Source organism: Trebonia sp., assembly GCF_030042015.1.
GTDB lineage: Bacteria > Actinomycetota > Actinomycetes > Streptosporangiales > Streptosporangiaceae > Trebonia.
Window position 1 is genome coordinate 1 of record NZ_JASIAL010000202.1, and the last position, 7,848, is coordinate 7,848.

General features: G+C 71.1%; 7 protein-coding genes. 6 read left to right on the top strand and 1 reads right to left on the bottom strand.

Annotation, left to right across the window (positions count from 1 at the left end):
- The coding region (locus tag Q1N79_RS10240; RefSeq protein WP_300607392.1) for a hypothetical protein at window positions 1-337 on the top strand (337 nt) is incomplete at its 5' end.
- 734 nt (window positions 338-1,071) lie between these two features.
- On the opposite strand, the gene Q1N79_RS10245 is transcribed toward Q1N79_RS10240, so the two are convergent.
- Window positions 1,072-2,001, bottom strand: a complete 930-nt coding sequence (locus Q1N79_RS10245; protein WP_300607395.1) for a trypsin-like peptidase domain-containing protein — start codon at window positions 1,999-2,001, stop codon at window positions 1,072-1,074.
- A gap of 466 nt (window positions 2,002-2,467) precedes the next feature.
- Between Q1N79_RS10245 and Q1N79_RS10250 the strand changes: the two genes are divergently transcribed.
- From Q1N79_RS10250 to Q1N79_RS10270, 5 genes are all read left to right on the top strand, one after another.
- Window positions 2,468-3,409 (top strand): LysR family transcriptional regulator, encoded by a 942-nt coding sequence (locus tag Q1N79_RS10250; protein ID WP_300607399.1) that lies wholly within the window; start codon window positions 2,468-2,470, stop codon window positions 3,407-3,409.
- A gap of 178 nt (window positions 3,410-3,587) precedes the next feature.
- Complete coding sequence (locus tag Q1N79_RS10255; RefSeq protein WP_300607402.1) at window positions 3,588-4,919, top strand: FAD-dependent oxidoreductase; 1,332 nt, start codon at window positions 3,588-3,590, stop codon at window positions 4,917-4,919.
- Window positions 4,919-6,199 (top strand): aconitase X catalytic domain-containing protein, encoded by a 1,281-nt coding sequence (locus tag Q1N79_RS10260; RefSeq protein ID WP_300607405.1) that lies wholly within the window; start codon window positions 4,919-4,921, stop codon window positions 6,197-6,199. Before Q1N79_RS10255 ends, Q1N79_RS10260 begins: the two co-directional genes overlap by 1 nt.
- 64 nt (window positions 6,200-6,263) lie before the next feature.
- Entirely contained in the window at window positions 6,264-6,698 is a 435-nt protein-coding gene (locus Q1N79_RS10265; RefSeq protein ID WP_300607408.1) for a DUF126 domain-containing protein, read from the top strand.
- A partial coding sequence (locus Q1N79_RS10270; protein WP_300607412.1) for a dihydroxy-acid dehydratase occupies window positions 6,685-7,848 on the top strand: 1,164 nt, incomplete at its 3' end. The genes Q1N79_RS10265 and Q1N79_RS10270, both read left to right, overlap by 14 nt.

Below are 7,848 nucleotides of genomic sequence, written 5' to 3' on the forward strand. Positions count from 1 at the left end.
GCCGCTCGTCTGGGCGCGCGCGGACACCGTGGTGTGGCTCGACCTGCCGAAGGCCGTCGTGATGCGGCAGGTCACCTGGCGGACGCTGCGGCGGGTGGCCGGACGTCAGGAGCTGTGGAACGGCAACCGCGAGCGCTGGGCGAATCTCCTCAGCTGGAACCCAGAAGAGTCGGTCATCTCCTGGGCCTGGCACAAGCACGCCGAGTACCGCGCCAGGTATTCCGCCGCCGCGAACGACCCGGCCAACGCCCACCTGCGGTTTGTCCGGCTGGCCAGCCGGCGCGACATCGGCAGCTTCCTCGACCAGGCTTGCCGCAGGCCCGCCAGCGCCGCCTAGGCGCAATGCCGGGGAGTTAGGGGTTGCGGCCTGTTGTCAGGCGGCTTAGCGGAGGGGTATTTGCCGGATATGGCGGCGGGGGTCCGGTGAGACGGGTGCGGGCCAAGATGACCGTGCCTTTGGGGACTTCGGTTGCTTCGTGCTGGCGCTGGCGTTGTTCCCCCAGGGGGGTATCGCGGGGTCTGGGCAAAGCTGACTGATGCGCTGGCTGCGGTGCTCCCGGGCCTCTAAGCGCTGCGGGACCTGCGGCGGCGGGCCGCCGCCAGGCCGGTGAAGGCGCTGTCCGCGTCCGGGCGGCCGGCCGGGACCGGAGTCTGCTGCGCTCAACGGACCCCCAGAGTCAGGCAGCAGATGCGGGCGCTGCCGGCTGCCAGATCGCCGTCAAACCGCCCAGCTCACGGTCACCGGCCCCCGCGACATCCTCCCCGGCACCCCGGACCCGGCCGGCCAGATCGCCGCGCCGGCCCGGCCAGCTGCACGCCGATTACCGAAGTGACCACCGTCATCACCCCTACCAGAGCCGTGGGCTGGCCCCGATGCCGGGGAGCTAAGGCAGCCGGGCCGTTGGCGCAGCTGGCCCGATACAGCCGGGCCGTTGGCGCAGCTGGCCCAATCACCAGGACACGCCGCCGACGGTCCTTGACCACTGCCCCCGGACCTCAACTCCCCGGCAGTGCGGCTAGGCCGCAACGCCCGCCGACCCCTGACCCCCGGCCCCTGACCCCCGGCCCCGGCTAAGCGGCTACCAGTTCGGAAGGCTCTGCGATGACGTCCACGAGCGCGCCATTCCGCATCACGGTGATCGCCAGCGGACGCCCGATGGACTCGGCGAACATAAGCCGCTGCAGGTCCTGGGCGGTCGCGACCGCGTGCCCGCCGGCGGTCAGGAGCAGGTCCCCGGCGCGCAGCCCTGCCCGTTCGGCCGGTCCGCCGGCCACGACCGACGCGACCCGCAGCCCGGTGGCGCGGCCGCCGAGGCGGGGCCGCCACGCGGGGGCGACCGGCGCAGGCGCCACGACGAGCCCGAGGTAAGCCCGCCGCACTCGCCCCTCGCGCATCAGCGCTGACACGATCCGGCGGGTCGTGTCGTTGACCGGGACCGCGAGCCCGAGCCCCACCCCGGCCACGGCGGTGTTGATCCCGACCACGCGGGCGCGGGCGTCGGCGAGCGCGCCGCCTGAGTTGCCCGGGTTGAGCGCGGCGTCGGTCTGGATGACGTCTTCGATCAGCCCGTGCTGGCCCGCCGGCAGCGACCGGCCGAGGGCGCTGACCACGCCCGCGGTTACCGATCCCGCCAGCCCGAGCGGGTTGCCGACGGCGACGACCAGTTGCCCCACGACCAGGTGATCGGCTTCGCCGAGGACAGCAGGCGCGGGCGTATCGCCGCTCGCGCGCAGCACCGCCAGGTCGGACAACGGGTCCGCGCCCACCACCAGGAACGGCACGGAGGTCCCGTCCCAGAACGCCGCCGTCCCGCCGGTCGCCTGGCCGACGACGTGCGCATTCGTGAGCAGGAACCCGTCCGTCGTAAACACGACCCCTGAGCCGAGGCTTTCCGCCGACCCGCGCCGGGGCACTCGCAGGCTCGCGACCTTCGGCGTGAGCTGCTCGGCCACGCCCGCCACGAGCTGCGAGTAGGCGTCGAGAGATTCCTTCTCCTCCATACATTGATTACATCATTACAGCGCAAGAACGCAAACTCCCGACGTGGCTGGGGCAGTGGCTGGCGTTGGGGCCTGCGCGCCGGCGGGTTCGCCCCGTTGGTGGTGGGGGCCCACACCGACACCGACACTAGGGTTGGCGCCGTTCTTGGTGATGGGGGCCCCACCGACACTAGGGCTGGCGTTGTGGGCCCCGCCGCTAATCCGGGGCCGGCGACCACGTCCCGGACCCCTCAGGCAACGGCGACCGCGTCCCGGTCCCTCGGGAACGCGGCAATGGGGACCGACCACGCAATCCGGGCAAGTCGGGTGCCGGGGATGGAGCGGAAGGGCGAGGCGGCCGCGGGGCGCTCGGGCGGTGGAACCCGGGGCCTGTTGGAACGCCCGGCGGGGCTGTCGTAACAGCAGCGTCAAGATGCGACCGCGAGATCTTGTCAGCGGGCCTGACACGACGTTGGATAGGGACACCATGCCGCGACCTGTCGCCCATCTGGCCAATCTCGACCTGAACCTGCTCGTTGCGCTGCGGGAACTGGTCCGGGAGCGTAGCGTCACGCGCGCGGCGCAGCGGCTGGGCGTCACCCAGCCGGCGGCGAGCGCGGCGCTGGCCAGGCTGCGGCGGCATTTTGGCGACGAACTGCTAGTGCGCGAGCACGGGGAGTACGTGCTCACCGCGCTCGGCGCGCAACTCGCCGAGCAGGTGGAAGGCGTGTGCGCCGCCGCGGAGCGGCTGTTCGCCGCCAGCACGGACTTCGACCCGGCCACGTCGGAACGCGAGTTCACCCTCGTCATGGCGGACTACACGATCATGGTGATGGGCGAGGCGCTTTCCCGGGCCATCAGCAAGGCGGCACCGCGCGCCCGGCTGCACGTCCGGCTGGTCCGGGAGTCGCTGAGCACCGAGTACGCGGAGGGCATCAGGTTCGTCGACGGGATGGTCGCCCCGCCCACGCACGGGTTCACGCTGCCCGAGACGAGGTCTGCTGAGCTTTTCCGTGACCGGTGGGTGTGCCTGGTGGACGCCGACAATCCGGCGCTGGACGCCGGACAGCTGCGGCTGCGGGACATGGCGCGGCTGCCCTGGGTGGCTCCCTACTACCGCAGCAACCCGAACCCGCCCTCGGTGCCCGTCATGCGCCAGCTGGCGCTGCTCGACATCCAGCCCCGGATCGCGGTCCGGGTGGAGAGCTACCTGTCGGTGCCGTACTTTGTCACCGGCACCGACCGGGTGGCGCTCATGCAGGAGCGCCTGGCCACCAGGCTCGCCGCACAGATGAACCTGAGGGTGCTCGAATGCCCCGGCGACCCCGAGCCGATCGTGGAGGCGCTGTGGTGGCACAGGCAATACGAGGAGGACACCGCGCATGCCTGGCTGCGCCGTCTCATCGTGGAAACCGCCCGCCGCCCGTGATCCCGGCCCCCCGGCCGGGTCCGCATAAGCCGCGTTTATGCGGGACAGCAGCATCTTTTGTTTGCGGCCATCCTGTCCCGAATTTTACCGTCATGGAAAGGCACTGCTGTTACCCCCGCTTTTCGCTGACGTTACGCGCCATGCATATGCGTGCATTCGGCGCCCGGACAGGAGCCCCATGCCGCATGCGCTGACCGAACTGAAGCTGGACGTGGTGACCAGGCCGCCGGCCGGCACAGTCCATGAGGTCGGCGCCGATGTGTGCGTCGTCGGCGCGGGGATCGCCGGCTCGACGGCGGCGATCGAGTCGGCGCGGCTGGGCCGCAGCGTGGTGCTCGTGGACTCGCTGCCGCTTATCGGCGGCCAGATGGTCCATTCGCTGATCGGGCTTTTCTGCGGCGTATTCGGCAACGCGCCGGATTACATCCAGCTGACGCACGGGGTTTTCGACGACATTTTCCGTGAGCTCGGCCCGTCCGGTGACCTGCACTTCTCCCACGGGCACACGACGACCGTCTTCTACAACGAGGTGGCGCTGGGCCGCTGGCTGGAGCGAACGGTTCGCGACCTCGGCATCCAGGTGGTGACCGGCGCGGTGCTGCGAGAGGTCGCCATCGCCGACGGCTGGGTCGAGAGCATCGAGCTGGCCACCCGGTACGGGAACGTCCGCGTCCGGGCGGCGGGGTACGTGGACGCGAGCGGCGACGCCGCGCTCACGTGGGAGGCCGGCCTGCCGTGCTGGGTGCCCGAACGTCCCATCTACGGGAGCCAGCAGGTCATCGTGGAGAACCTCGATGAGAACCACAAGCCTGAGATGGGCGAGATCGACGCGGTTTTCGCCGCGCGCGGCGAGGAATTCGGGCTGCTGCGGCGGGGCGGGCTGGCGTTCTTCTTTCCCGGCCGCGGCACCGCGGTGCTGAACGTGACGCACATCGACGCGCCGCTCGACCCGGTGGACGCGGCGCGCGCGATGTTCGAGGGCCGCGACCAGGCAGACCGCGCGATAGCGCTGCTGCGCGCCGAGTTCCCGAAGGCGTTCGGCGAGGTCCGGGTGCGCGCCTACGGCTTCCCCGGCCGCCGGCAGACCCGCTGGGTCAAGGGCATCCACCAGCTGTCCGTGGACGAAGTCCGTGACGGCACCCGGTTCGACGATGCCGTGGCAAGGACCGCCTGGCCGATCGAGCTGCACGACCGGGCGGACGGGTACGTCTGGGAGATGTTCGACGCAGGCCACGTGCACTACGTGCCGCTGCGGTCGATGACCCCGGCGGGCGCGCACAACCTCGTGGCGGCCGGCCGGTGCGTGGACGGCGACGCGGCGGCGCTGTCGAGCGTGCGGGTGATGGGGCCGTGCTCGGCGATGGGCGCGGCCGCGGCGCACGCGCTCGACCTGGCGGCGGACGGCAAGGGGCGCCCGGGCGACGGGACCGGCAGCGTGCACGAGATCGACATCGGCCGGCTGCGCGAGCGGCTGGCGGCCAACCTCGGTGACGACGGACGGAGCCGATGATGTTCCTCAACGACGACGAGAAGGCGATGCGCGACGGTGCCGAGGGCGCCGCGGTCGCGGCTGCCATGGACCTGCTGATCAGGTACGGCCAGGCGCTCGACGCCGAGCGGCTGTGCGACGTCCGCAACGTCGCGGGCACGATGACCCAGCCGTCGCCGGTCAAGGCGCGGCTCGTCAGGGAAGGCGGCTGGGACAAGGCGTTCGCGGTCATCAACCTGGACAGCGACGAGGACCTGGAAATCCCGAGCATGCGGGTGCCGACCTGCCAGCTGCAGCACGGCTTCGGGCAGGACGCGCTGGACATCGTCCCCTACCCCAAGCAGAACATCGAGCTGCAGGCCAGCGCCGAGTCCTTCTACGGGCGGCACGGGGTGAACATCCTGGCCACCTGCACGCCCTACCAGGTCGGCAACCTGCCGATGCGCGGCGAGCACTGCGCGTGGATGGAGTCCTCAGCGGTCATCTACGCCAACTCCGTCCTCGGGGCGCGGACGAACTGCGAGGGCATCGCCTCCACCGGCGCCGCCTCGCTGACCGGCAAGATCCCGTGCTGGGGCAACCACAGGGACGAGAACCGCCACGGCACGCACCACATCGAGGTCAACGTCCGGGTCGACAACTTCCAGGACTGGGGCATGCTCGGCTACTTCGCAGGCGGCGTGGCCGGCGAGGACCACCCAGTGATCACCGGCGACATCAGCAGGCCGGACCTGACCGAGCTCAAGCACTTCGGCGCGGCGGCGGCCACCTCGGGCGGCGTCGAGCTCTACCACATCCCCGGCATCACCCCGGAAGCGCCGGCGCTCGGGGCCGCGTTCGGCGGCCGCAGGCCGCCGCAACCAGTCGGCTACGGCCCGGCCGAGCGCCGCGCCGTCTACGAGACGCTCAACGAGATCGGCACGTCCGGCGACGTGGACTTCGTGCTGCTCGGCTGCCCGCACGCCTCGGTGGACCAGATCCGCAAGACGGCGGCCCTGCTCGATGGCAAGCGCCTGTCCGCGAGCACCGAACTGTGGCTGATGGCACCGCGCGCGCTCAAGGACATCGCGGACCGCAGCGGCTACACCGAGACGATCGAGCGGGCCGGCGCCCGGCTGCTGGCCGACTCCTGCCCGGCGATGTCACGGGCCGCGCCGAAGGGCACGAAGGTGTTCGCCACCGACTCCGCCAAGCAGGCGCACTACCTGCCCGCGATCCTCGGCATCGAGGCCTGGTTCGGCACGCTCGAGGAGTGCGTGGACGCCGCGGTCACCGGCCGCTGGAACGGAGGGCTGACCTGATGTTCGCCGACCGCTTGACATTCGGAATCGCATTCGATTACGCTATCGATGACGGGAGCAGGGGATGAGCGGCGTCATCCTCCACGGGAGAACCGTCGTCCCCGGCGTTGTCGAGGGCGAGGCCCTGGTCTCGCACGAGCCCATCTCCGGCTGGGGCGGGATCGACCCCATGCGCGGCGTGATCATCGAGCCCAGGCACGAGCTCTTCGGCGTGTGCTTCAGCGGCAAGATCCTCGTCTTCCCCAGCGCCAAGGGGTCGTCCGGCTGGTCGGGGTTCTTCCAGACGACGCGGCTGAGCGGCACCGCGCCGATCGGCATGGTGATCGGCCGCATCTCCACCAAGTCGGCGCTGGGTGCCGTGGTCACCCGGGTGCCGACCGTCACCGATCTCGACGCCGACCCGTGCGAGGCCATCGCGACCGGTGACTGGGTCCGCGTCGACGCGGGCAACGGCACTGTGGCGGTGGAAAAGAGGCGAGGAGAACATGAACCTGCGTAGCAACTACGAGCCGGGCACGTCCCGGTGGGCGACCCGCCGGGCCATGTGGCTCGCGCTCGGCCTGTCGGACGAGGACATGGTCAAGCCGAAGATCGCGATCGTGAACTCCTCGTCGCAGCTGGCGATCTGCTTCAGCCACCTGGACGAGATCGCCCGCCGCGCCAAGCGCGCGATCGAGCTGGCCGGCGGCGTCGGGTTCGAGGTGCGCACGGCCGCGCCGAGCGACTTCATCACCAGCGCCGGGCATCGCGGCGGGTACATCCTGTCGGCCCGCGACCTGATCACCAACGACATCGAGGTCCAGGTGGAAGGCGCGCTGCTCGACGGCATGATCTGCCTGGCCTCCTGCGATAAGACCGGCCCCGGCCAGCTGATGGCCGCCGCCCGGCTGAACATCCCCACGATCATCGTCGCCTGCGGCTACCAGCCGAGCGGCACCTACAAGGGCAGGCACTGCGACATCGAGGACGTGTTCCTGGCCGCGGGCCACGTCGCCAACGGGCGGCTGTCCGTGGACGAGCTCACCGGGATGAGCGAGAACGCGGTGCTCGGCCCGGGCGTGTGCGCCGGCATCGGCACCGCCAACACGATGCACCTGGCCTGCGAGGCCCTGGGCATGGCGCTGCCCGGCAGCACGCCGGTGCGGGCCAACAGCGAGCCGATGTGGCGGGCGGTCGACCAGGCCGCCGAGCGGATCGTCGAGATGATCGCCGAGGACCTGAAGCCGCGCGACATCCTGACGCCCGCCGCGTTCCGCAACGCGGTCACCGCGATCTTGTCGGTGAGCGGGTCGATCAACTCGGTCAAGCACCTGCAGGCGATCGCGGCCGAGGCCGAATGCGACGTGGACGTGTACCGGCTGTTCGAGCAGCTCGCCGACCACGTGCCGCTGCTGACCGCCATCCGGCCCAACGGCGAGACCTCGATCGAGGAGTTCGAGGACGCCGGCGGCACCCGCGCGGTCATGAAGCAGCTCGCCGGCCGGTCCGCGCCACCAGGAGAGGAAAGCCTGCTGGACACAGGCGCCCGCACCGTCACCGGCAAGACCGTCGCGCAGAACCTGGACGGCGTCACGGTGGCGGACGAGGAGGTCATCCGGCCGCCGGAGCGGGCGCTCGGGCGGCGGCCCACGATCGTGCTGATCCGCGGC

What these genes read in the sequence shown, in the direction of transcription:
- Q1N79_RS10250 (WP_300607399.1), top strand. Translation starts at nt 2,468, where the DNA reads ATGCCGCGACCTGTCGCCCATCTGGCCAATCTCGACCTGAACCTGCTC.
- Q1N79_RS10245 (WP_300607395.1), bottom strand. Translation starts at nt 2,001, where the DNA reads ATGGAGGAGAAGGAATCTCTCGACGCCTACTCGCAGCTCGTGGCGGGC.
- Q1N79_RS10255 (WP_300607402.1), top strand. Translation starts at nt 3,588, where the DNA reads ATGCCGCATGCGCTGACCGAACTGAAGCTGGACGTGGTGACCAGGCCG.
- Q1N79_RS10260 (WP_300607405.1), top strand. Translation starts at nt 4,919, where the DNA reads ATGTTCCTCAACGACGACGAGAAGGCGATGCGCGACGGTGCCGAGGGC.
- Q1N79_RS10265 (WP_300607408.1), top strand. Translation starts at nt 6,264, where the DNA reads ATGAGCGGCGTCATCCTCCACGGGAGAACCGTCGTCCCCGGCGTTGTC.